Raw genomic sequence first — 20,383 nt, forward strand, 5'->3', positions numbered from 1 at the left:
TTCTTTAGTGCGTGCTGCGGCGAACCGCCGCGGTGAACGTCTAGGAGGGGTTGGAAAGTGAAGAACCTGAAGAAGGTCGCGGCCGTGACGATGGTGGCCGGTGGCCTGGTGGCCGCCGGTGCGGGGATGGCCTCCGCCACCAGCGGCGCCCACGCCTGCGGCGACGCCCAGGGATCCCCGGGCGTCATCTCGGGTAACGTCGTCCAGGCCCCGCTGCACATCCCGGTGAACGCGTCCGGCAACAGCGTGAACGTGATCGGCGTGCTGAACCCGGCGTTCGGCAACACCGCCAGCAACAACTGAGGTCCGGCCCACCGCGACCACAGGCCTCCCGTGTGCACCGGGAGGCCTGTCGGCTTGCTGCCTACCGCACGCCTCGCTCCCGCTCCTCCACGATGGAGTTGTACGCCGCCACCTGCGCCCTCCGCGCCGTCCGCTCCACAGGCCGCAGCGCCTCGGACCGAGCGGCCATCTCCGCGGAGGTGACCGCCGCCCCGTGCCCGTTGCCGTACGCCAGCGACACCAGCAGCGCGACCCGCTGCGCCAGCTCCAACACCCGCACCGCACGCGGCGGATAGCCCGGCGCCAGCACCTCCTGCCCGCGCTCGGCCCGCGCCCGGTACGCATCGATCGCCGCCTCCGCCACCGGACCCGACCCGGCGACGTCCAGCTTCGACAGCACCTCGGTCGCCTCGCGCAGCGCCTCCGCCAGCTCCCGCTCGGCCTCGCCCAGCGACGGCACATCCGCGGGCGGCGCCTCCCGCACCGGCAGCACATGCCAGACCACCTCGGCATGCACATCGCCCGCGGGCCCGGCCTCGTACACCTGGGGCACCAGACCGAACGCGGCACCGAAGCAGACCACCGCCTCCTCGGCCTCCAGGGCCCGCGCATTGAACTCCGGCGGACCGCTCAGCCCCAGCGGATGCCCCGGCGCCGGCAGCGCCAGGCGCAGCCCGGTCACCCCCAGCGTCCGCAGCCGCCCCAGCGCGAGCGTGAGCCCGACCGGCGCGGACTCCCCGGGCAGCCCCTCCACCCGGTGCACCGTGTCCTCGCCCACAATGGCGAGCGCGGCGTCATCCGGCGAGGCAAGTCCGGCCAAAAGGGCATTTCCCCAAGCGGCAAGGCGTCCTGAACGCGGTTCCGAGAGCATGCTCCCACCCTAAGGACCCGGCCGATGGAATGGAGCGGCACACCGGTGGCGTAGATTTCATGAAGGGCTGCGCCCACCGGCGCGGCGGACCGAGCCACAGGCGCACGCGACAGCCAAGCACCGGCCACACTGCAAGGGGAGACAACGCGCTCATGAGCGATGTTCTTGAGCTTCAGGACGTATCCGTGATCCGCGAGGGCCGGGCTCTGGTCGACCAGGTTTCCTGGTCGGTGAAGGAAGGTGAACGCTGGGTCATCCTCGGCCCGAACGGCGCCGGCAAGACCACCCTCCTGAACGTCGCCTCCAGCTACCTCTACCCCAGCAAGGGCTCCGCCACCATCCTCGGCGAGACCCTCGGCACGCCGGGCACCGACGTCTTCGAGCTGCGCCCGCGCATCGGCGTGGCGGGCATCGCCCTCGCCGAGAAGCTCCCCAAGCGCCAGACGGTCCTGCAGACCGTCCTCACCGCCGCCTACGGCATGACCGCCGGCTGGCAGGAGGAGTACGAGGACGTCGACGAGCAGCGCGCCCGCGCCTTCCTCGACCGCCTCGGCATGAGCGACTACCTCGACCGGAGGTTCGGCACCCTCTCCGAGGGCGAGCGCAAGCGCACCCTGATCGCCCGCGCCCTGATGACCGACCCCGAGCTGCTCCTCCTCGACGAGCCCGCCGCCGGCCTCGACCTCGGCGGCCGCGAGGACCTGGTCCGCCGCCTCGGCCGGCTCGCCCGCGACCCCATCGCCCCGTCGATGATCATGGTCACCCACCACGTCGAGGAAATCGCCCCCGGCTTCAGCCACGTCCTGATGATCCGCCAGGGCAAGGTCCTCGCCGCCGGCCCGATCGAGCTGGAACTGAGCTCCCGCAACCTCTCCCACTGCTTCGGCCTGCCGCTCGTCGTCGAGCAGGTCGGCGACCGCTGGACCGCCCAGGGCCTGCCCCTGTCCTGACCCCCACCCCTCCCCTCGCGCCCTGTCCGCCGCCCGACCCCGGCCCTACCATGACCGTGTGAACGACATCGACGCATGGGTGTGGTGGCTCGTCGGCGCGGCGGCGCTCGGAATCCCGCTCGTCGTCACCGCCATGCCGGAGTTCGGCATGCTCGCCGTGGGCGCCGTCGCGGCCGCGGCCGTCGCCGGACTCGGCTTCAACGGCGTGATCCAGGTCCTCGCGTTCGTCGTCGTCTCCGTCGCGCTCATCGCCGTCGTCCGCCCCATCGCGGCCCGGCACACCAGACAACGCCCCCAACTCGCCACCGGTATCGACGCCTTGAAGGGCAGGCAGGCAGTCGTCCTGGAACGCGTCGACGGCTCCGGCGGCCGTATCAAGCTCGCCGGGGAAATCTGGTCGGCCCGCTCCCTCGACACCGACCGCGCCTACGAAGTGGGCCAGGAGGTGGACGTCGTGGACATCGAAGGGGCCACCGCCATCGTCATCTGAGGCATCATGCCCACGAGTTGGGCGATGGTCTGTCAGACTCGACCAGCAAGATCTTCTACAGACACGAGATCTGCCGAAGGCGCCGAAGCGGAGAGGGGCACGGGGAACACGATGGAACCGGTCATCATCGTCCTGGTCATTCTGGTGGTGTTGGTCTTCATCGCCCTGATCAAGACCATCCAGGTCATCCCACAGGCCAGCGCTGCCATCGTCGAGCGCTTCGGCCGTTACACACGCACCCTGAACGCGGGCCTGAACATCGTGGTCCCGTTCATCGATACCATCCGCAACCGCATCGACCTGCGCGAACAGGTCGTACCGTTCCCGCCCCAGCCGGTGATCACCCAGGACAACCTGGTCGTCAACATCGACACGGTCATCTACTACCAGGTGACGGACGCCCGCGCGGCCACCTACGAGGTCGCCAGCTACATCCAGGCGATCGAGCAGCTCACGGTCACCACGCTCCGCAACATCATCGGCGGCATGGACCTCGAACGCACCCTGACCTCCCGCGAGGAGATCAACGCCGCCCTGCGCGGCGTCCTCGACGAGGCGACGGGCAAGTGGGGCATTCGCGTCAACCGCGTCGAGCTGAAGGCCATCGAGCCCCCGACCTCCATCCAGGACTCGATGGAGAAGCAGATGCGCGCCGACCGTGACAAGCGCGCCGCGATCCTCACCGCCGAAGGTACGCGCCAGGCCGCCATCCTCACCGCAGAGGGCGAGAAGCAGTCCCAGATCCTGCGCGCCGAGGGTGAGGCCAAGGCGGCGGCGCTCCGCGCGGAAGGCGAGGCCCAGGCGGTCCGTACGGTCTTCGAGGCCATCCACGCCGGCGACCCGGACCAGAAGCTCCTGAGCTACCAGTACCTCCAGATGCTCCCGAAGATCGCCGAGGGCGACGCCAACAAGCTCTGGATCGTCCCCAGCGAAATCGGCGACGCCCTCAAGGGCCTCTCCGGAGCCATGGGCAACTTCGGCCCCCTCGGCGGCGGTGGCCAGGGCAACGGCGGAGCCTCGGTCCCACCCCAGAACAACGGCACAGACCGCCGCGAGAAGCCGAGCATCGACTGAGGGTTCTATACGACACCGGTTCCCCCCGGCCCCCCTTCAGGGGCGCGGGGAACTGCGCGAGAAACCACAGACAACCCGCAGCCGACGTACGCCACAAGCCCCTAGCCCCTACGACGACTGCTCAGGCAGCATCCCGAGCCAGCCACCCAGGCAGAGCCTCGAACTCCTCGGCCCCCAAGGCCAAGAGCATCGCATCGGCCGGCGTCGGCTCGAACGGCTCCCGAAGAAGCGCCATCCCCGCCTCCTCAGGAGTCCGGTTGGCCTTCCGGTGATTGTCCTCCGCACACGCGGCCACCGTATTCAGCCACGTGTCCTGCCCACCCTGCGCCCGCGGCAGCACATGGTCCACGGTCGTCGCCCGGCGCCCGCAGTACGCGCACCGGTGCCGGTCCCGGACCAGCACACCCCGCCTCGACCACGGCGCTTGTCTTCGGAACGGCACCCGTACATACCTGCACAGCCTGATCACCCGAGGCGCGGGTATGTCCACATCGGCACCGCGCATACGCAGTTCGGGATGGGCCTGTTCGACCACGGCCTTGTCCTGGAGCACCAGGACGACGGCTCGATTCAGCGTCACCGTCGACAGCGGCTCGAAGCTCGCGTTCAGCACCAGCGTGTCCCGCATCCAGCCCACCTCCCGTGCGCACCTGCCCACCCCCCGGCGGGCTTGGATCAACTCTGGACGGGCGCGCCGAGATGGACAACGCAATAAAAAATGCCCGCCTCCGATCACTTCCAAGACCGAAGGCGGGCAAACGTTCAATGAACGCTCGGCTGAATCACGGCACTGCGCTCAGCCCTGCGCGGGGTTCTCGTACTCACCGATGAGCTGCGCACGCGCGATCGTGTGGAACCGCAGATTGAAACCGACGACGGCCGGCGACACGTCCGAATCCGGACCCAGCTTCTCCTGATCCACGGCGTAGACCGTGAAGACGTACCGGTGCGGCCCGTCCCCGGGCGGCGGTGCGGCACCGCCGAAGTCCTTCGTCCCGTAGTCGTTGCGCACATGCACCGCGCCCTCGGGCAGGCCCTCGAACTTGCCGCTGCCCGCACCCGCCGGCAGCTCCGTCACGGAAGCCGGGATGTCGAACAGGACCCAGTGCCAGAACCCGCTGCCGGTCGGCGCGTCCGGGTCGTAACAGGTCACGGCGAAGCTCTTGGTCTCCGGCGGAAAACCCTCCCAGCGCAGCTGCGGCGAGGTGTTGCCCTCCGCATGGACCTGGGCGCTCCCCAGCGTCGCACCCTCCTCGATGTCCGCACTCGTCACCGTGAACGACGGCACGGGCGGATGGAAGTCATGGGGGAGCGGCCGTCGCTTGAGCTCGGTCACCTCGGTACCTCCTGATCGATGATCTGGAACCAGCAGTCCCCGAGCCTAGAACCAGTTGCGCTTGCTGCCGACCTCGGACAGCCACTGGTTCAGATAAGCCGCCCAGTCGGTCCCCATCCAGTCGTTCAGCCCCACCTGGAAGGACCGGTAGGTGTCCGAGCCCTCGCTGAACAGACCCGGCTTCTTGTCCATCTCCAGTACGACGTCCATCGCGTACTCGTCGGCCACGAAGCTCAGCTCGACCTGGTTCAGGCCCCGGTACTGCGACGGCGGGTGGAACTCGATCTCCTGGTAGAAGGGCAGCGTCTGCCGCGTACCCCGGATGTGCCCGCGCTCCATGTCCGCGTTCTTGAAGCGGAAGCCCAACTGGATGAACGCGTCCAGGATCGCCTTCTGCGCCGGCAGCGGATGCACGTTGATCGGGTCCAGGTCGGTGGAGTCGATGGCCCGCGCGATCGCCAGCTCGGTGGTCACCCCGATGTGCATCCCGCGCAGCGCCTGCCCGTCGATCATCGTGACCGGCGTCTCCCAGGGGATCTCCAGCCCGAACGGCACCGCGTGCACCGCACCGGCCTGCAGCTCGAAGGCACCACCGAGCCGCACCTTGGTGAACTCGATGTTCTGCTTGTACTCCTCGTCGCCGCTCTCCACCTCGACCCTGGCCTGCAGACCGACCGACAGCCCCTCGATGTCCTGGTTCACGGACCCGCCCTGGATGCGCACCTCACCCTGGACGACACCGCCCGGCACGACATTGACCTCGGTCAGCACGGTCTCGACCGACGCCCCACCGGCCCCAAGGCTCGCGAGCAGCTTCTTGAACGCCATTGACTCTCCCTTTACGAAGGACCCTCGACCCCTACAAACGCGATCCGCCCCCGACCCGGTTCCGCCGGCGTGGCGTCCCGTCTGCATTACCCTCGGAGGCCATGATCGCGCCCCCGGACCGTACGCCACTGCCCCGAGAGTTCTTCGACCGCCCGGTCCTGGAGGTGGCACCGGACCTTCTCGGCCGCATCCTGGTGCGTACGACACCCGACGGCCCGATCGCCGTCCGCCTCACGGAGGTCGAGGCGTACGACGGCCCGAACGACCCCGGCTCACACGCCTACCGCGGCCGCACCGCCCGCAACGCGGTGATGTTCGGCCCGCCCGGGCATGTGTACGTCTACTTCACCTACGGCATGTGGCACTGCATGAACCTCGTCTGTGGCCCCGAGGGCCGCGCGAGTGCCGTCCTGCTCCGCGCCGGCGAAGTCGTCGAGGGCGTCGAACTGGCCCGCAAACGGCGAATTTCGGCCCGGAACGACAAGGAACTGGCCAAGGGTCCGGCCCGTCTGGCGACGGCCCTGGAAGTCGACCGCGCCCTGGACGGCACGGACGCGTGCACCTCCGGCGAGACCCCGCTGCGCATGCTGACCGGTACGCCGGTGGCCGCTGACCAGGTACGAAGCGGCCCCCGCACCGGAGTCGCCGGCGACGGCGGGAACGGCGACATCCATCCCTGGCGCTACTGGGTCGCCAACGACCCGACGGTCAGCCCCTATCGGGCCCATGTGCCGAGGCGCCGCCCAAGTTGACGCACCCCGCGGAGGTGCGTAATGTATCCCGAGCCGCTGAACCGGGTACGGCGATCGCCTGCAGCCGGAGCGGCCATCCACTACTCAGCTACAAACCCTCGACGGGGTCGATTTTGGTGCGTCCGCGTGCCTGAATTCGAACTCGCAGGACTCGATTATGAGCCGCCGAGAGAATGAGCTAAAGTAGTGAATGTCGAAAGGCCCCGCCGACAGGGAATCAGGCCCGAAAGGATCTGATAGAGTCGGAAACACCGAAGGGAAGCCCGGAGGAAAGCCCGAGAGGGTGAGTACAAAGGAAGCGACCGTTCCTTGAGAACTCAACAGCGTGCCAAAAATCAACGCCAGATATGTTGATACCCCGTCTCCGGTCGTCATGACTGGGGCGAGGTTCCTTTGAAAAACACAGCGAGGACGCTGTGTGCGAGGGGATTATTCCTCCTCTCGCACCGCTCTCGTGGTGTTCATCCCGATTACGGGAAAACATTCACGGAGAGTTTGATCCTGGCTCAGGACGAACGCTGGCGGCGTGCTTAACACATGCAAGTCGAACGATGAAGCCCTTCGGGGTGGATTAGTGGCGAACGGGTGAGTAACACGTGGGCAATCTGCCCTTCACTCTGGGACAAGCCCTGGAAACGGGGTCTAATACCGGATACGAGGTTCGCAGGCATCTGTGAACTTGGAAAGCTCCGGCGGTGAAGGATGAGCCCGCGGCCTATCAGCTTGTTGGTGAGGTAATGGCTCACCAAGGCGACGACGGGTAGCCGGCCTGAGAGGGCGACCGGCCACACTGGGACTGAGACACGGCCCAGACTCCTACGGGAGGCAGCAGTGGGGAATATTGCACAATGGGCGAAAGCCTGATGCAGCGACGCCGCGTGAGGGATGACGGCCTTCGGGTTGTAAACCTCTTTCAGCAGGGAAGAAGCGAGAGTGACGGTACCTGCAGAAGAAGCGCCGGCTAACTACGTGCCAGCAGCCGCGGTAATACGTAGGGCGCAAGCGTTGTCCGGAATTATTGGGCGTAAAGAGCTCGTAGGCGGCTTGTCACGTCGATTGTGAAAGCCCGAGGCTTAACCTCGGGTCTGCAGTCGATACGGGCTAGCTAGAGTGTGGTAGGGGAGATCGGAATTCCTGGTGTAGCGGTGAAATGCGCAGATATCAGGAGGAACACCGGTGGCGAAGGCGGATCTCTGGGCCATTACTGACGCTGAGGAGCGAAAGCGTGGGGAGCGAACAGGATTAGATACCCTGGTAGTCCACGCCGTAAACGGTGGGAACTAGGTGTTGGCGACATTCCACGTCGTCGGTGCCGCAGCTAACGCATTAAGTTCCCCGCCTGGGGAGTACGGCCGCAAGGCTAAAACTCAAAGGAATTGACGGGGGCCCGCACAAGCGGCGGAGCATGTGGCTTAATTCGACGCAACGCGAAGAACCTTACCAAGGCTTGACATACACCGGAAAGCATTAGAGATAGTGCCCCCCTTGTGGTCGGTGTACAGGTGGTGCATGGCTGTCGTCAGCTCGTGTCGTGAGATGTTGGGTTAAGTCCCGCAACGAGCGCAACCCTTGTTCTGTGTTGCCAGCATGCCCTTCGGGGTGATGGGGACTCACAGGAGACCGCCGGGGTCAACTCGGAGGAAGGTGGGGACGACGTCAAGTCATCATGCCCCTTATGTCTTGGGCTGCACACGTGCTACAATGGCCGGTACAAAGAGCTGCGATACCGTGAGGTGGAGCGAATCTCAAAAAGCCGGTCTCAGTTCGGATTGGGGTCTGCAACTCGACCCCATGAAGTCGGAGTCGCTAGTAATCGCAGATCAGCATTGCTGCGGTGAATACGTTCCCGGGCCTTGTACACACCGCCCGTCACGTCACGAAAGTTGGTAACACCCGAAGCCGGTGGCCCAACCCCTTGTGGGAGGGAGCTGTCGAAGGTGGGACTAGCGATTGGGACGAAGTCGTAACAAGGTAGCCGTACCGGAAGGTGCGGCTGGATCACCTCCTTTCTAAGGAGCACTTCTTACCGGGCTTGCCCGGTCAGAGGCCAGTACATCGGCGCACGTCCGATGCTGGTTGCTCATGGGTGGAACGTTGATTATTCGGCCGGGACCTCGGGTCGGAGGCTGCTAGTACTGCTCGCAAGAGCGTGGAACGCATGATCTTCGGACGGGGCCTGGCCGGGCACGCTGTTGGGTGTCTGAGGGAACGAATTTTCCTCAGTCGCCGGCCCCAGTGAACTCGAGCCTGTTGGTTCGGGGTGATGGGTGGCTGGTCGTTGTTTGAGAACTGCACAGTGGACGCGAGCATCTGTGGCCAAGTTTTTAAGGGCGCACGGTGGATGCCTTGGCACCAGGAACCGATGAAGGACGTGGGAGGCCACGATAGTCCCCGGGGAGTCGTCAACCAGGCTTTGATCCGGGGGTTTCCGAATGGGGAAACCCGGCAGTCGTCATGGGCTGTCACCCGCTGCTGAACACATAGGCAGTGTGGAGGGAACGAGGGGAAGTGAAACATCTCAGTACCCTCAGGAAGAGAAAACAACCGTGATTCCGGGAGTAGTGGCGAGCGAAACCGGATGAGGCCAAACCTACGACGTGTGAGACCCGGCAGGGGTTGCGTCGTGGGGGTTGTGGGATCTCTCTTCTGCGGTCTGCCGGCCGTGGGACGAGTCAGAAACCGTTGATGTAGGCGAAGGACATGCGAAAGGTCCGGCGTAGAGGGTAAGACCCCCGTAGTCGAAACGTCAGCGGCTCGTTTGAGAGACACCCAAGTAGCACGGGGCCCGAGAAATCCCGTGTGAATCTGGCGGGACCACCCGCTAAGCCTAAATATTCCCTGGTGACCGATAGCGGATAGTACCGTGAGGGAATGGTGAAAAGTACCCCGGGAGGGGAGTGAAATAGTACCTGAAACCGTGTGCCTACAAGCCGTGGGAGCGTCGGATGCAGCTTGCTGCATCTCGTGACTGCGTGCCTTTTGAAGAATGAGCCTGCGAGTTTGCGGTGTGTTGCGAGGTTAACCCGGGTGGGGAAGCCGTAGCGAAAGCGAGTCCGAATAGGGCGCTGTAGTAGCACGCTCAAGACCCGAAGCGGAGTGATCTAGCCATGGGCAGGTTGAAGCGGAGGTAAGACTTCGTGGAGGACCGAACCCACCAGGGTTGAAAACCTGGGGGATGACCTGTGGTTAGGGGTGAAAGGCCAATCAAACTCCGTGATAGCTGGTTCTCCCCGAAATGCATTTAGGTGCAGCGTCGTGTGTTTCTTGCCGGAGGTAGAGCACTGGATAGGCGATGGGCCCTACCGGGTTACTGACCTTAGCCAAACTCCGAATGCCGGTAAGTGAGAGCGCGGCAGTGAGACTGTGGGGGATAAGCTCCATGGTCGAGAGGGAAACAGCCCAGAGCATCGACTAAGGCCCCTAAGCGTACGCTAAGTGGGAAAGGATGTGGAGTCGCACAGACAACCAGGAGGTTGGCTTAGAAGCAGCCACCCTTGAAAGAGTGCGTAATAGCTCACTGGTCTAGTGATTCCGCGCCGACAATGTAGCGGGGCTCAAGCGTACCGCCGAAGTCGTGTCATTGCAGCATGTACTCCCAACGGAGGCTGTGATGGGTAGGGGAGCGTCGTCTGCCGGGTGAAGCGGCACTGGAAGGTAGTCGTGGACGGTTGACGAGTGAGAATGCAGGCATGAGTAGCGATTCACACGTGAGAAACGTGTGCGCCGATTGACTAAGGGTTCCTGGGTCAAGCTGATCTGCCCAGGGTAAGTCGGGACCTAAGGCGAGGCCGACAGGCGTAGTCGATGGATAACCGGTTGATATTCCGGTACCCGCTGTGAAGCGTCAAACATCGAATCCAGTGATGCTGAGGCCGTGAAGCCGTTCCGGACCCTTCGGGGAATGGAAAGTGGTGGAGCCGCCGGACCAATCTGGTAGTAGGTGAGTGATGGGGTGACGCAGGAAGGTAGTCCATCCCGGGCGGTGGTTGTCCCGGGGTAAGGGTGTAGGACGCAGGGTAGGCAAATCCGCCTTGCACATAGTCTGAGACCTGATGCCGAGCCGATTGTGGTGAAGTGGATGATCCTATGCTGTCGAGAAAAGCCTCTAGCGAGTTTCATGGCGGCCCGTACCCTAAACCGACTCAGGTGGTCAGGTAGAGAATACCGAGGCGTTCGGGTGAACTATGGTTAAGGAACTCGGCAAAATGCCCCCGTAACTTCGGGAGAAGGGGGGCCATTCCTGGTGATGGGCTTTGCGCCTTGAGCTGGGGGTGGCCGCAGAGACCAGCGAGAAGCGACTGTTTACTAAAAACACAGGTCCGTGCGAAGCCGTAAGGCGATGTATACGGACTGACGCCTGCCCGGTGCTGGAACGTTAAGGGGACCGGTTAGCTCACTTTCGGGTGGGCGAAGCTGAGAACTTAAGCGCCAGTAAACGGCGGTGGTAACTATAACCATCCTAAGGTAGCGAAATTCCTTGTCGGGTAAGTTCCGACCTGCACGAATGGCGTAACGACTTCTCGACTGTCTCAACCATAGGCCCGGTGAAATTGCACTACGAGTAAAGATGCTCGTTTCGCGCAGCAGGACGGAAAGACCCCGGGACCTTTACTACAGTTTGATATTGGTGTTCGGTTCGGCTTGTGTAGGATAGCTGGGAGACTGTGAAGCTCGCACGCCAGTGTGGGTGGAGTCGTCGTTGAAATACCAGTCTGGTCGTGCTGGATGTCTAACCTGGGTCCGTGATCCGGATCAGGGACAGTGTCTGATGGGTAGTTTAACTGGGGCGGTTGCCTCCTAAAGGGTAACGGAGGCGCCCAAAGGTTCCCTCAGCCTGGTTGGCAATCAGGTGTTGAGTGTAAGTGCACAAGGGAGCTTGACTGTGAGACCGACGGGTCGAGCAGGGACGAAAGTCGGGACTAGTGATCCGGCGGTGGCTTGTGGAAGCGCCGTCGCTCAACGGATAAAAGGTACCCCGGGGATAACAGGCTGATCTTCCCCAAGAGTCCATATCGACGGGATGGTTTGGCACCTCGATGTCGGCTCGTCGCATCCTGGGGCTGGAGTCGGTCCCAAGGGTTGGGCTGTTCGCCCATTAAAGCGGTACGCGAGCTGGGTTTAGAACGTCGTGAGACAGTTCGGTCCCTATCCGCTGTGCGCGTAGGAGTCTTGAGAAGGGCTGTCCCTAGTACGAGAGGACCGGGACGGACGAACCTCTGGTGTGCCAGTTGTTCTGCCAAGGGCATGGCTGGTTGGCTACGTTCGGGAGGGATAACCGCTGAAAGCATCTAAGCGGGAAGCCTGCTTCGAGATGAGGACTCCCACCCACTTGATGGGGTAAGGCTCCCAGTAGACGACTGGGTTGATAGGCCGGATCTGGAAGCCAGGTAACTGGTGGAGGTGACCGGTACTAATAGGCCGAGGGCTTGTCCTCAGTTGCTCGCGTCCACTGTGTTAGTTCTGAGGCAACGACCGTTGCCGGCTTTGAGTAGAACGCATAACTACAGAGTGTGCTTGTTCGCTCGAAACCATTAGGGTTTCGGTGGTCATAGCGTGAGGGAAACGCCCGGTTACATTCCGAACCCGGAAGCTAAGCCTCACAGCGCCGATGGTACTGCAGGGGGGACCCTGTGGGAGAGTAGGACGCCGCCGAACAATCTTTGGGGGGACCCCTGGTCACCAGCGTTCAGCTGGGACCAGGGGTCCTTTTGTTTTTACAATGCTTGCGGTACCTAAGACAGGAGTCACCATGTCCACCAACTCTCCCGACGACCGACCGGAGCGCGACCAGCGGCGACGGGACAGTGGTGACCGCGGTGAACGCAGTGAACGCGGCGGCCACCGGGGCGACCGTGGTGCCTTCCGCCGCGACAACGACCGTGGTGGCTACGGCCGTCGAGATGACCACCGGGGCGACCGCGACCGCGGCGACCGGGGCGGCTTCCGCCGTGACGACCGCCGTGACGACCGTCGGGATGACCGGGGCGGTTTCCGGCGTGACGACCGTGGTGGCTATGGCCGTCGGGACGAGCGTCGTGAGGGTGATCGGGGTCCGCGTCCGACGTTCCAGCGGGACGACCGTGACCGTGGGCCGCGTCGGGACGACCGTCGCGACGACCGCGGCGGGTTCCGCCGCGACGACCGCGGTGGCGACCGTCCGCCCTACCGCCGCGAGGACGACCGTGGTGGCTACGGCCGCCGCGACGACCACCGCGGCGACCGCGGCGACCGGGGCGGCTTCCGCCGTGACGACCGCCGTGACGACCGCCGGGATGACCGGCGCGATGACCGTCGGGATGACCGGCGCGATGACCGTCGGGATGACCGGGGCGGTTTCCGGCGTGACGACCGTGGTGGCTATGGCCGTCGGGACGAGCGTCGTGAGGGTGATCGGGGTCCGCGTCCGACGTTCCAGCGGGACGACCGTGACCGTGGGCCGCGTCGGGACGACCGTCGCGACGACCGCGGCGGGTTCCGCCGCGACGACCGCGGTGGCGACCGTCCGCCCTACCGCCGCGAGGACGACCGTGGTGGCTACGGCCGCCGCGACGACCACCGCGGCGACCGCGGCGACCGGGGCGGCTTCCGCCGTGACGACCGCCGTGACGACCGCCGGGATGACCGGCGCGATGACCGTCGGGATGACCGGCGCGACGACCGCCGTGACGACACCCGAGGCGAGCGCGGCGGGTTCCGTGGACGGAACGACCGCGGTGACCGCGGTGGCCGTGGGCCCCGTCGGGACGACCGTGGTGGGCGGCCCGGTGGCTTCCGTGGGCGTGACGACCGCCGGGACGACCGGCGTGACGACCGCCGCGGCGGTGGCCGCTTCCGCGACGAGCGCGACCGTGACCGGGACCGGGAGCCGATCAAGCGGCTGCCGATCCCGGAGGACGTCACCGGTGACGAGATCGACAAGGACGTGCGGCAGGAGCTGCAGAGCCTGCCCAAGACGCTCGCGGAGGACGTCGCCAAGAACCTGGTGATGGTGGCCCGTCTCATCGACGAGGACCCCGAGGGCGCCTACGGCTACTCCAAGGTGGCCCTGCGTCTGGCGTCCCGCGTGGCCGCCGTACGGGAGGCCGGCGGTTTCGCGGCGTACGCCAACCAGAAGTACGGCGAGGCCCTCGCCGAGTTCCGGGCCGCGCGGCGGATGACCGGCACCGTGGAGCTGTGGCCGGTGATGGCCGACTGCGAGCGTGGGCTCGGGCGGCCGGAGAAGGCGCTGGACATGGCCGGTGCCCCGGAGGTGCACAAGCTGGACAAGGCCGGTCAGGTCGAGATGCGGCTCGTCGCGGCCGGTGCCCGGCGTGACATGGGTCAGCTGGACGCCGCCATCGTGACCCTGCAGAGCCCGGAGCTGGCCTCCAACTCGGTCCAGCCGTGGACCGCACGCCTGCGGTACGCCTACGCCGACGCCCTGCTGGCCGTCGGCCGGGAAGGCGAGGCGCGGGAGTGGTTCGCGAAGGCCGTGGAGGCCGACCGGGACGGCAGCACGGACGCCTCCGACCGGCTCGCCGAGCTGGACGGTGTGGAGTTCGTCGACGCCCTGGACGAGCGCGAGAGCGAGGGCGAGGGCGCAGGTGACGGCGAGTCCGTGCAGGCCTCCGAGGAGGACGGCGGCAAGGACGGCGGCCAGGACTGACATCCGGCGGTGAGAAGAGGGCAGGCTCCCCAGGGGGCCTGCCCTCTTTTCGTGTGCGGGGGCGCTCAGATCTCCAGTGCCCGCAGCACCAGCCCCGACGCCGGCTTCGGGCCGAACGACGTCGACTTGCGGGGCATCGTCACGCCCTGGCGGGCCAGGTCGCGTACGACCTCCTCGCGGACGGGGTGCATCAGGACGGCCGTACCGCCGTCGTGTTCCGCCTTCGCGACCGTCGCGGCCGTGTCGTGTATGTACGCGATGTGGGCCGGGGAGTCCTCGGGGATGTGCCAGACATGCTCGAGGAGCGTGGCGTGCAGGACGGTGGCGTCCAGGGAGCGCCAGGCGGCCGGGCGGTCGGCCGGGATCGTGCGGGCCAGCAGGTCCGGGTCCGGGCGGTCGAGCAGGTGGAAGGCGCCGTCGCCGGCCAGCAGGAAGGCGTTGCCCGCGCAGGACGCGTCGGCCAGCGCCGCCAGCGCCTCGGCGAGCGGTGCGTCGAGGTGCCGTACCCGGAACAGTCCCTCCACCGCGGCGAGGGCGTCCGCGACCGGCAGGCCGTGCAGCAGGCGGTGGATGGCGCGGACGCGCAGCGGGTAGCGGGCGGTGTCGACGAGCAGGACCAGGCCGTGGTCCCAGGGGCTGGGGGAGGGGTGCTCGGCGCGCAGCCGCAGATAGGTGGCCCAGCGGTGGTGGCCGTCGGCGATCAGGGCCTGCTGGTGGGCGAGGTCGGACTGGATGCGGGCCAGGTCGGTGGGGTCGGTGATGGACCAGAGGCGGTGGTGGAAGCCGTCCTCGGTGGTCGTGTCGAGCAGCGGGGGCTTCTCCGCCGTGCGCTCGACGACCTCGGCGGCCGTCCCGTCGCCGCGGTAGGTGAGCAGCAGCGGTTCCAGGTTCGCGCGCGTGGCGCGCATCAGGGCGGCGCGGTCGGCCACGACGGGCGGCATGACGTCCTCGTGCGGCAGTACCACGCCCTCCGACGGTTCGGAGACCCGCAGCGCGCCGATGACGCCGCGCTGGAGCATGCCGTTGCCGTCCCGCTGCTCGTAGACGTACAGGCCGGGCTCCGGGTCCGCGGTGAGGATGCCCTCGTCCAGCCAGCGGCGCAGGGTGTCGGCCGCCTGCTCGTTGCGGGCGCTCGGGGTACCGGCCTGGGGCAGGATCAGCCGGACGATGTTGTACGGGTCGGCGGACTGGAGGTGGTGCACCCCGTCGGGGCGTACGACGACGTCGTACGGCGGGGAGGTGACGGAGGCGAGGCTGCCGACCCGGTCGGGGTCGTAGCGAAGGCCTCGGAACGGGGTGAGTTCCAGGCCTCGGCGCGCCGTTGCTTCCGAGTGACCTGCAGTGTTCATCCCGGCATCGTACGTGTGTCAGTGGCGTGCGGGATGATCGGGGGAAAGGCGATCGAACGAGGAGCGATGTGGAATGAGCCAGGCGGTCAGGACGAGGCCCGAGGGCAGTGGGCAGCCCCTGAGCGAGGCGTACGACACGGCGCTGCTCGATCTGGACGGGGTGGTGTACGCGGGTGGGAGCGCGATTCGGCACGCGGTCGACTCGCTGGCGGTGGTGCGCTCGGGCGGGATGCATCTGGCGTACGTCACCAACAACGCGCTGCGGACGCCGGACACCGTGGCCGGGCATCTGACGGAGCTGGGCATACCGACGGGCGCGGAGGACGTCATCACCTCCGCGCAGGCGGTCGCGCGGCTGATCAGCGAGCAGGTGCCGGCCGGGGCGCGGGTGCTGGTGATCGGCGGCGAGGGGCTGCGGGTGGCGTTGCGCGAGCGGGGCCTGACGCCGGTGGAGTCGGCGGACGACGATCCGGCGGCGGTCGTGCAGGGCTACGGCGGGCCGGATCTGACCTGGGGCCGGTTCGCGGAGGCGTCGTACGCGGTCGCGCGCGGGGTGCCGTGGTTCGCGTCCAACACCGACCTGACGATCCCGAGCGGGCGGGGGATCGCGCCGGGCAACGGGGCGGCGGTGGAGGTCGTACGGATCGCGACGGGCAAGGAGCCGCAGGTGGCGGGCAAGCCGTTGCCGCCGATGCACCGCGAGACGATCATCCGGACGGGCGCGAGGCGGCCGCTGGTGGTCGGGGACCGGCTGGACACGGACATCGAGGGCGCCTTCAACGGAGAGGTCGACTCGCTGCTGGTGCTGACCGGGGTCACCGACGGCGCCCAGCTGCTCGCGGCGCCGCCGCAGCACCGGCCGACGTATGTGGACGCCGATCTGCGGGGGTTGCTCACCGGGCAGCCGGAGGTCACCGCGGACGGCGACGGCTTCCGCTGCGGTGGGTTCACGGCGACCGCCGGGGCGGACCGCCTGGAGCTGGAGGGCGACGGTGAGCCGCTGGACGGGCTGCGGGCCCTGTGCGCGGCGGCCTGGACGGCGGCCGGGGAGGGCTCGTGCGAGCTGGACGGAGGGAAGGCACTGGCACGTCTCGGACTGTGAGGCAGACCCGGGGATCGAGATCGGAAGCGAGGGTAGGCTAACCTAACCTTGTGTTGGTCGACAGTCCTCCGGAACAGCGCGCGGAGACCGCCCCCGCGCCCCCAACCCGCCAGGAGGCAAAGGCCCTTGGGCTCCTGCTCTCCGCCGTGATCCTGGTGCTCGTCGCCCTGGCGAGCATCGCGATCGGGGCGAAATCGCTGTCACTGGACCAGGTCTGGCACGGTCTGTTCCACGACACGGGGACATACGGCGACGTCGTCGTGGACGAGCGGCTCGCGCGTACGCTCCTGGGGCTGCTCGCCGGTGCCGCGCTCGGCCTCTCCGGCGCGGTGCTCCAGGCGCTCACCCGCAATCCGCTGGCCGACCCCGGGCTGCTCGGCATCAACGCCGGCGCCTCGGCGGCCGTCGTCACGGCCATCACCTACCTGGGCGTCACCAGCCTCACCGGCTATGTGTGGTTCGCCTTCCTCGGGGCGGCGGCGGTCGGCGCGCTCGTGTGGTTCCTCGGCGGCGGCCGGGGCGCCACCCCGGTACGGCTCGCCCTCGCCGGTACGGCCATCAGCGCCGCCCTGTACGGCTATCTCCAGGCCGTGATGATCATGGACGACGCGGCGCTCGGCAAGATGCGCTTCTGGACGGTGGGTTCGCTGGCCTCGGCCACCCACTCGACCATCCTGCAGGTGCTGCCGTTCCTCGCGGCCGGCGTGCTCCTGGCGCTCGGGCTGGCCCGGCCGCTGAACGCCGTCGCGATGGGCGACGACACCGCCCGCGCGCTCGGTGCCCACCTGGGCCGCACCCGGGCGCTCGCGATGCTGGCCGCCACCGTGCTCTCCGGTGCCGCGACCGCCGCCTGCGGACCCATCGTGTTCGTCGGCCTGATGGTCCCGCATGTCGTGCGCTCCTTCACCGGCCCCGACCTGCGCTGGATCCTGCCGTACGCCACGGTCCTGTCGCCCGTGCTGCTGCTCGGCGCCGACGTCGCCGGCCGGGTGGTGGCCCGCCCCTCCGAGCTTCAGGTCGGCATCGTCACCGCGATCATCGGGGGCCCGGTCTTCATCTTTCTCGTACGACGGCGGAGGACGGCCCAGCTGTGAAGACCCGATCCATGAACCGGGCCGTACGCACACCCGGGGGGCTGTCCCTGCGCCTGGACCTGCGGGCCCTGATCGTCGTCGTCCTGCTGCTGGTCGCCGCCGGCGCGGCGGGCGTCGCGCTGATCGGCACCGGCGACGCGAAGATCCCGGCGGCCGACGTGCTCCGGACCCTCGCCGGGAACGGCAACGCCTACCAGGACTTCATCGTGAACGAGCTGCGGCTGCCGCGCGTCCTGGTCGGCCTGCTGGTGGGTGCCTCGCTGGGCCTCGGCGGCGCGCTGTTCCAGTCCGTCTCCCGCAACCCGCTCGGCAGCCCGGACGTGCTGGGCCTCTCGCAGGGCTCGACGGCCGGCGCACTGGTCGTGATCGTGCTGCTGTCCGGCGGCACCACGCGGGTCACCGTGGGCGCGCTGCTCGGCGGCCTGGCGACCGGACTCGCCATCTATCTGCTCGCCTGGAAGCAGGGCGTGCACGGATACCGGCTGGTCCTGGTCGGCATCGGCGTCTCCGCGATCGCCACCGCGGTCAACGGCTATCTGCTCACCAAGGCCGACCTGGTCGACGCGGCCCGCGCGGTCGTGTGGATGACCGGCTCGCTGGGCGGCCGGGACTGGGACCAGGTCTGGCCGCTGCTCGCCCTCTGCGCGGTCCTCGTCCCGCTGGTCCTCGCCAACGCGCGCGGCCTGAGGATGATGGAGATGGGCGACGACGTCGCGAACGCCCTCGGGGTGCGCGTGCAGCGCGTCCGGCTCGTGCTGATGGTCTCCGCCGTACTGCTCACCGCCGCCGCCACGGCCGCCGCCGGCCCCGTCAGCTTCGTCGCGCTCACCGCGCCGCAGCTCGCCCGGCGCCTGACCCGCTCGCCGGGCCCGAACCTGATGCCTTCGCTGTGCATGGGCGCCGCCCTGCTGGTCGCCGCCGACTGGGCCTCGCAGCGCGCCTTCGGCGCCGACCAGCTGCCCGTCGGCGTGGTCACCGGCGTTCTCGGCGGCGGCTATCTGCTGTGGCTGCTGGTCACCGAGCGCAGGGCGGGCCGGATATGAGCGGCACCGACACGAACACGACTAGGAGCACTGTGAACCGCCTGTCCGCGGAGAACGTCACCCTCGCCTACGACCAGCGCGTCATCGCCGAGCAGCTGTCGGTGGAGATCCCCGACAACTCCTTCACGGTGATCGTCGGCCCGAACGCGTGCGGCAAGTCGACGCTGCTGCGGGCGCTGTCGCGGATGCTCAGGCCGAGCCAGGGCCGGGTGCTGCTCGACGGGCAGGTCATCCAGTCGATGGCCGCCAAGAAGGTCGCGCGGACCCTCGGTCTGCTGCCGCAGTCGTCTATCGCGCCCGACGGCATCACGGTCGCCGACCTCGTCGGCCGGGGCCGCTACCCGCACCAGGGCCTGCTGCGCCAGTGGTCGGCCGAGGACGAGCGGGTCGTACAGGAATCCATGCGGCAGACCGGGGTCGCCGAGCTGGCCGACCGGTACGTCGACGAGCTGTCCGGCGGACAGCGGCAGCGGGTGTGGATCGCGATGGCGCTGGCCCAGCAGACCCCGCTGCTGCTCCTGGACGAGCCGACCACCTATCTCGACATCCAGCACCAGATCGACGTCCTCGACCTGTGCGCCGAGCTGCACGAGACCCAGGGCCGGACCCTGGTCGCGGTCCTGCACGACCTCAACCACGCCGCCCGCTACGCCACCCATCTCATCGCCCTGCGCGGCGGCGAGGTGATCGCCGAGGGCGCCCCGAACGACATCGTCACGGCCGAGCTGGTGGAGCAGGTGTTCGGGCTGCGCTGTCAGGTCATCGACGACCCGGAGACCGGCACGCCTCTGGTGGTGCCGGCAGCCCGAAAGGCACGGGTCACGGCAGCTTCCTGAAGCGTCACAGCGGCTCCCCGAAACGTCACAGCAGCTTCCTGAGCCGGAACAGGTCCAGCAGGCTCGCCTCCAGCCTGACCCGGCCCCTGCCCCAGGCGGTCGCGAAGTTCAGCTCGCCGTCCACCAGGTCCACCAGGTCGTCCCCGGCCATCGCGAGCCTGATCTGCGCCTTCTCCCGCGGCGGACCGGGGTGGGTCTCGTCCACCTCGATCCGCCCGCCCGTCATCCGGCCGACGAAGGTGACGTCCAGATCGGTGATGTGACAGCTCACCGACCGGTCCAGCGCGGCGGCCGCACGAACATCGCCTTCGGCCCCCTGCATGTTGTCCGAAAGCTTTCCCAGTGCGGTGCGGCACTCCTCGATCGTGGCCATCGCCCACGACGGTACCCCAGCGGTTCGGGGTAGCGTCGGGGCATGAGCGACTCGGTTCCGGAGACGGAGAATCCGGCGGAAGCGGCGGAGTCGGTGGAGGCGTACGACCCTGCCGCGCCCGCCCCCTTGAACGTCCCGCGCACCCCCACGGGCAACGCCGAGGTCGACGCCGGGCTGGAGCGGCTGGCCGACGCCGACCACCTCGCCACCGACGGGCACATGGAGGTGTACGAGGATGTACACCAGGGGCTGCGCGACGCGCTCACCGCGCTCGACGCCCGCCCGGGACCTCCGGCTCCCACCCGTCACCCGACCGCCGCCCCTCAATGAGACCCTTCGGGGCACACCTTTGAATCGC

The 20,383-nt window shown here is 67.5% G+C and carries 18 protein-coding genes and 3 rRNA genes; 14 read left to right on the plus strand and 7 right to left on the minus strand.

Translation table 11 applies throughout. The annotated features are described in order from the left end of the window. Positions 1–57 precede the first annotated feature (57 nt). A complete protein-coding gene (locus tag BFF78_RS32400) occupies positions 58–303 on the plus strand; it encodes a chaplin (RefSeq protein ID WP_069781678.1) in 246 nt (81 codons plus the stop codon). A gap of 61 nt (positions 304–364) precedes the next feature. Here BFF78_RS32400 and BFF78_RS32405 read toward each other — a convergent pair whose 3' ends face one another. Further along, positions 365–1,153 carry a hypothetical protein gene (locus BFF78_RS32405; RefSeq protein ID WP_079161572.1) on the minus strand — a complete coding sequence of 263 codons (789 nt, stop codon included), beginning with the start codon at positions 1,151–1,153 and terminating at the stop codon, positions 365–367. Positions 1,154–1,305: 152 nt separating this feature from the next. Between BFF78_RS32405 and BFF78_RS32410 the strand changes: the two genes are divergently transcribed. From BFF78_RS32410 to BFF78_RS32420, 3 genes are all read left to right on the plus strand, one after another. Beyond that, positions 1,306–2,103 (plus strand): ABC transporter ATP-binding protein, encoded by a 798-nt coding sequence (locus BFF78_RS32410; RefSeq protein ID WP_069781680.1) that lies wholly within the window; start codon positions 1,306–1,308, stop codon positions 2,101–2,103. Positions 2,104–2,161: 58 nt separating this feature from the next. Further along, positions 2,162–2,593, plus strand: coding sequence for an NfeD family protein (locus BFF78_RS32415; protein ID WP_069781681.1), 432 nt, complete (start codon positions 2,162–2,164; stop codon positions 2,591–2,593). A 111-nt stretch (positions 2,594–2,704) separates the two neighbouring features. Continuing rightward, positions 2,705–3,667, plus strand: coding sequence for an SPFH domain-containing protein (locus BFF78_RS32420; protein WP_069781682.1), 963 nt, complete (start codon positions 2,705–2,707; stop codon positions 3,665–3,667). Between the two features lie 121 nt (positions 3,668–3,788). On the opposite strand, the gene BFF78_RS32425 is transcribed toward BFF78_RS32420, so the two are convergent. The 3 genes from BFF78_RS32425 to BFF78_RS32435 all read right to left on the minus strand — a co-directional run bounded on the left by BFF78_RS32425 (position 3,789) and on the right by BFF78_RS32435 (position 5,831). Then, positions 3,789–4,295, minus strand: a complete 507-nt coding sequence (locus BFF78_RS32425; protein WP_069781683.1) for an HNH endonuclease — start codon at positions 4,293–4,295, stop codon at positions 3,789–3,791. A 168-nt stretch (positions 4,296–4,463) separates the two neighbouring features. Then, a complete protein-coding gene (locus tag BFF78_RS32430) occupies positions 4,464–5,003 on the minus strand; it encodes a YbhB/YbcL family Raf kinase inhibitor-like protein (protein ID WP_069781684.1) in 540 nt (179 codons plus the stop codon). Between the two features lie 45 nt (positions 5,004–5,048). Continuing rightward, positions 5,049–5,831 carry a sporulation protein gene (locus tag BFF78_RS32435; protein WP_069781685.1) on the minus strand — a complete coding sequence of 261 codons (783 nt, stop codon included), beginning with the start codon at positions 5,829–5,831 and terminating at the stop codon, positions 5,049–5,051. A gap of 101 nt (positions 5,832–5,932) precedes the next feature. Between BFF78_RS32435 and BFF78_RS32440 the strand changes: the two genes are divergently transcribed. From BFF78_RS32440 to rrf, 4 genes are all read left to right on the plus strand, one after another. Next, positions 5,933–6,583 carry a DNA-3-methyladenine glycosylase gene (locus BFF78_RS32440; RefSeq protein WP_069781686.1) on the plus strand — a complete coding sequence of 217 codons (651 nt, stop codon included), beginning with the start codon at positions 5,933–5,935 and terminating at the stop codon, positions 6,581–6,583. A 483-nt stretch (positions 6,584–7,066) separates the two neighbouring features. Further along, a 16S ribosomal RNA gene (locus BFF78_RS32450) occupies positions 7,067–8,592 on the plus strand. A 305-nt stretch (positions 8,593–8,897) separates the two neighbouring features. After that, a 23S ribosomal RNA gene (locus BFF78_RS32455) occupies positions 8,898–12,017 on the plus strand. A gap of 104 nt (positions 12,018–12,121) precedes the next feature. Next, positions 12,122–12,238, plus strand: a 5S ribosomal RNA gene (gene rrf, locus BFF78_RS32460). Together the 16S, 23S and 5S rRNA genes form the textbook arrangement of a ribosomal RNA operon. A 31-nt stretch (positions 12,239–12,269) precedes the next feature. Here rrf and BFF78_RS48530 read toward each other — a convergent pair. Continuing rightward, complete coding sequence (locus tag BFF78_RS48530) at positions 12,270–13,139, minus strand: hypothetical protein (RefSeq protein ID WP_069781688.1); 870 nt, start codon at positions 13,137–13,139, stop codon at positions 12,270–12,272. Between the two features lie 321 nt (positions 13,140–13,460). On the opposite strand from BFF78_RS48530, the gene BFF78_RS48535 reads away from it, so the two are divergent. Then, on the plus strand, positions 13,461–14,228 hold the full coding sequence (locus tag BFF78_RS48535) for a tetratricopeptide repeat protein (RefSeq protein ID WP_227026164.1): 768 nt from the start codon (positions 13,461–13,463) through the stop codon (positions 14,226–14,228). Between the two features lie 65 nt (positions 14,229–14,293). Here BFF78_RS48535 and BFF78_RS32475 read toward each other — a convergent pair whose 3' ends face one another. Then, the gene (locus BFF78_RS32475; protein ID WP_069781689.1) at positions 14,294–15,577 is read right to left on the minus strand and encodes a DUF1015 domain-containing protein; all 1,284 of its coding nucleotides are present in this window, start codon (positions 15,575–15,577) and stop codon (positions 14,294–14,296) included. 73 nt (positions 15,578–15,650) lie between these two features. Between BFF78_RS32475 and BFF78_RS32480 the strand changes: the two genes are divergently transcribed. From BFF78_RS32480 to BFF78_RS32495, 4 genes are read left to right on the plus strand one after another with little or no spacing between them, the layout of a single operon-like run. Beyond that, positions 15,651–16,679, plus strand: coding sequence for an HAD hydrolase-like protein (locus BFF78_RS32480; RefSeq protein ID WP_069781690.1), 1,029 nt, complete (start codon positions 15,651–15,653; stop codon positions 16,677–16,679). Positions 16,680–16,729: 50 nt separating this feature from the next. Beyond that, positions 16,730–17,773 (plus strand): FecCD family ABC transporter permease, encoded by a 1,044-nt coding sequence (locus BFF78_RS32485; RefSeq protein WP_069781691.1) that lies wholly within the window; start codon positions 16,730–16,732, stop codon positions 17,771–17,773. Positions 17,774–17,784: 11 nt separating this feature from the next. Continuing rightward, complete coding sequence (locus tag BFF78_RS32490; protein ID WP_099055114.1) at positions 17,785–18,816, plus strand: FecCD family ABC transporter permease; 1,032 nt, start codon at positions 17,785–17,787, stop codon at positions 18,814–18,816. Continuing rightward, a complete protein-coding gene (locus tag BFF78_RS32495; protein WP_193433584.1) occupies positions 18,813–19,652 on the plus strand; it encodes an ABC transporter ATP-binding protein in 840 nt (279 codons plus the stop codon). The genes BFF78_RS32490 and BFF78_RS32495 overlap by 4 nt, the downstream gene beginning before the upstream one ends. Positions 19,653–19,677: 25 nt before the next feature. On the opposite strand, the gene BFF78_RS32500 is transcribed toward BFF78_RS32495, so the two are convergent. Further along, the gene (locus BFF78_RS32500) at positions 19,678–20,025 is read right to left on the minus strand and encodes a sterol-binding protein (RefSeq protein WP_069781694.1); all 348 of its coding nucleotides are present in this window, start codon (positions 20,023–20,025) and stop codon (positions 19,678–19,680) included. Between the two features lie 42 nt (positions 20,026–20,067). Here BFF78_RS32500 and BFF78_RS32505 point away from each other — a divergent pair, with 42 nt between their 5' ends. Then, on the plus strand, positions 20,068–20,355 hold the full coding sequence (locus BFF78_RS32505) for a hypothetical protein (RefSeq protein WP_069781695.1): 288 nt from the start codon (positions 20,068–20,070) through the stop codon (positions 20,353–20,355). Positions 20,356–20,383 lie beyond the last annotated feature (28 nt).

It is taken from the genome of Streptomyces fodineus (assembly GCF_001735805.1).
In the GTDB taxonomy this organism is placed as follows: domain Bacteria; phylum Actinomycetota; class Actinomycetes; order Streptomycetales; family Streptomycetaceae; genus Streptomyces; species Streptomyces fodineus.